Raw genomic sequence first — 2,954 nt, 5'->3', positions numbered from 1 at the left:
GGTCTAACCTTATATTTCAATGCGGTCTTTGTGTGGAACATGCCTACCTCTGGAGTCGTTAAATCGATAAGAACATCAGGCTCGATTTCCTGTAGGCATTTCTCGAAATCTGTATATACCAGAGCCTCGCTTTGAGGGAAGCCATCGATTTCTCCTACCTTCATTCCTTCATGCTTTCGGTCAACTACAGCAGCCAGTTCGTAATTCTCTGTGTCCAGCACAAGCTGTACTGCTTCTCTTCCCATTCTTCCGCGGGGGCCAGCTATAACTATTTTAACGTTTTTCATTTATGTATCTCCTTTAATTTAGCTGTCTTTACGTGTCCAGCGATCTTTATCTCTGGTGTTGAATTTAGCCATGACTCTGTCATGAGCTGTTTCAAGATCAATATTTAATGAGTTGGCAAAACAAATCATGACAAACAACATATCTCCCAGCTCTTCTTCAACTGTTTTTTCTTCTTCATCGTGTTTCTTGGGTTTCTCCCCATAATAATGGTTCACTTCTCGTGCCAATTCCCCAAGTTCCTCGGTCATTCTTGCTAGCAGAGCCAATGGGCTGAAGTAGCCTTCCTTAAACTGGCTTATATATTGGTCCACTTCCTGCTGGAGGTCTTTAACTGATTTATTTTCACCCAAGCAATTCACCCAACCTTCATATGTATGCTATTCTATATCGATGTTAGCTTAATGGAGAGTCTTTGACAAATATTTTTGATTTTAAATGTCCTTTAATAGGGACATTTCTTTATATCTTCTGCTATTTTATGCAACCAAAGCACCTTTGAATGATTTTCCCTCCGCTCTTACTATTGTGCCTTCAATCCTTTTGTACAGACATGCACTTTTAAAGGAGGTCGATATTATAAGCATGGCAATGAACTAATGTGAAACCAGCTCCCTGTAAAAGATTGCCCTTGTGTCTTATATTTTATATAATAAAAACGCTTTGACCGCTAGAAATATCCGTACAACTGGGAGGTATCATTTTGCTCTATGGCTTAAGATTTAAAAATATATTTTTCATTCTGCTCGGTGCAGCCATATTTTCTTTTGGGCTTGTGCATTTCAATATGCAGAATAACCTTGCAGAAGGCGGTTTTACAGGGATTACCCTTATGCTTTATTTTGTATTTGGATGGTCTCCTTCCATAACGAATTTATTGCTGAACCTGCCGCTTTTTTTCCTTGGCTGGAAGCTTCTCGGACGAAGCGTCTTTATTTACACGATTATCGGTACTGTGGGTGTATCCATATTCCTGGGAATCTTTCAAAAGTATCAAATTGAGATGCCATTATACGAAGATTTATTTTTGGCAGCCTTGTTTGCAGGTGTTTTTATCGGAATCGGACTCGGAATTATCTTTCGTTACGGAGGCACGACAGGCGGAGTCGATATTATTGCCAGGCTTGCTCAAAAATACTTTGGCTGGACGATGGGCCGAACAATGTTCATGTTTGATTTCGGCGTAATAACTCTTTCACTTATTACATATCTGAATTACCGTGAAGCTATGTACACACTTGTCGTTGTATTTGTCGGAGCGAGAGTAATTGACTTCATGCAGGAAGGTTCATACGCTGCCAGAGGTGCAATGATCATCTCTGATAAAAATGATGAAATCGCCGCAAAGATCATGAAGGATATGGACAGAGGGGTCACAAGCCTAAAGGCTGTGGGTTCATATACTAAAACAGAAAGAAACGTATTATACTGTGTCGTGGCGAAAAACGAAATCGTACGGCTGAAGAATGTTATTAACTCTGTGGACCCACATGCCTTTGTTTCGGTCACAGTTGTCCACGATGTCCTTGGAGAAGGCTTCACACTGGATGAAAATAAACTTCCTTTAGAAAGATAAAAAAATCCGGACAAAACTGTCCGGATTTTTTATTCGTCTCTTGTCATGCCTGTATAAATCAAAACAAGGCGGACAAGTTCAAGTACAGCAACAGCAGCAGCAGCTACATAAGTCAACGCTGCGGCATTGAGCACCTTCCTTGTTTCTCTTTCCTCATCATTCCGGATGATTCCCGCGGAAACAACCTGGTCCATTGCACGGTTTGAAGCATTGAATTCAACCGGCAATGTGATTACCTGGAACACAACCGCAGCCGCCATGAAGAGAATCCCCAGCAAGAGCATTCCGCTTAAATCCGCAAAAATACCGATCATTATCAAGATCCATGAAAAATTGGAGCCAATGTTAGCTACAGGTACAAGTGCATGCCGAAAACGAAGGAATGCATAATCCTGTGCATCCTGGATTGCATGGCCTACTTCGTGCGCCGCAATGGCAGCGGCGGCAACAGAATGACCAAAAAAGTTTTGTGAAGACAGGCGGACCACTTTGGAGCGCGGATCGTAATGGTCACTTAAGAATCCTCTCGTTTCTTCTACTCCAACATTATATAAACCGTTGTCATCCAGAATTCTACGCGCTACTTCAGCACCGGTCATATGTGAAGACGAAGTTACTTTTGAATATTTTTTATAAGTTCCTTTAACTCTGAATTGAGCCCAAAGCGGGATCAAAATAATGATCGCAAAGTAAATTAAATACACCCGAGAACCTCCTAACAGCTCTTGTTGTAATTACTATTTTATAAATGCTGATATTCGGTGTCAATTTTTCCGCTCTTTTTGAACCTTCTTCGACTTTTTACTGTCACCTTTGTATTTTCTCCAACCTACATAAGACAATGTAAGAATAATGATGCTTCCAGTAGAAATCATCACCCACCAGAGTGAGGGATCAGCTTCGTCCTCTGTCATTTCATCAAAAATGGTCTGCAAATCCGATTCAAGTGCTTCAAGCTCTTCCTGGCTTGAAGCTTCAGATAAAATTTGCGGACGGTACTGATCTATGAAACTTACCTTAGCATCAATTTTTTGGATGGTCTCAGGATTAATATCGATCTTCATGCTTGGATAAATTACATTATATAAAGACA

At 40.7% G+C, this 2,954-nt stretch carries 4 protein-coding genes and 1 pseudogene; 1 reads left to right on the top strand and 4 read right to left on the bottom strand.

Annotated features, from left to right (window positions below):
* Together WB217_RS06410 and WB217_RS06405 are read right to left on the bottom strand one after the other, a co-directional pair.
* Positions 1-287 (bottom strand): annotated as a pseudogene (locus tag WB217_RS06410) (4-hydroxy-tetrahydrodipicolinate reductase); the annotation flags it as partial.
* 18 nt (positions 288-305) lie between these two features.
* Entirely contained in the window at positions 306-638 is a 333-nt protein-coding gene (locus WB217_RS06405) for a nucleotide pyrophosphohydrolase (RefSeq protein WP_423991743.1), read from the bottom strand.
* Between the two features lie 350 nt (positions 639-988).
* Here WB217_RS06405 and WB217_RS06400 point away from each other — a divergent pair, with 350 nt between their 5' ends.
* A complete protein-coding gene (locus WB217_RS06400) occupies positions 989-1,861 on the top strand; it encodes a YitT family protein (RefSeq protein WP_423991741.1) in 873 nt (290 codons plus the stop codon).
* Between the two features lie 29 nt (positions 1,862-1,890).
* Here WB217_RS06400 and WB217_RS06395 read toward each other — a convergent pair whose 3' ends face one another.
* The gene (locus WB217_RS06395; protein ID WP_423991739.1) at positions 1,891-2,565 is read right to left on the bottom strand and encodes a zinc metallopeptidase; all 675 of its coding nucleotides are present in this window, start codon (positions 2,563-2,565) and stop codon (positions 1,891-1,893) included.
* Between the two features lie 60 nt (positions 2,566-2,625).
* On the bottom strand, positions 2,626-2,954 hold a 329-nt coding region (locus tag WB217_RS06390; RefSeq protein WP_423991737.1), incomplete at its 5' end, for a sporulation protein YpjB.

Source organism: Mesobacillus sp. (assembly GCF_049588175.1).
GTDB lineage: Bacteria > Bacillota > Bacilli > Bacillales > Cytobacillaceae > Mesobacillus.
Note: the sequence above shows the minus strand (reverse complement) of the source record. Positions and strands in the feature narration are given on the sequence as shown.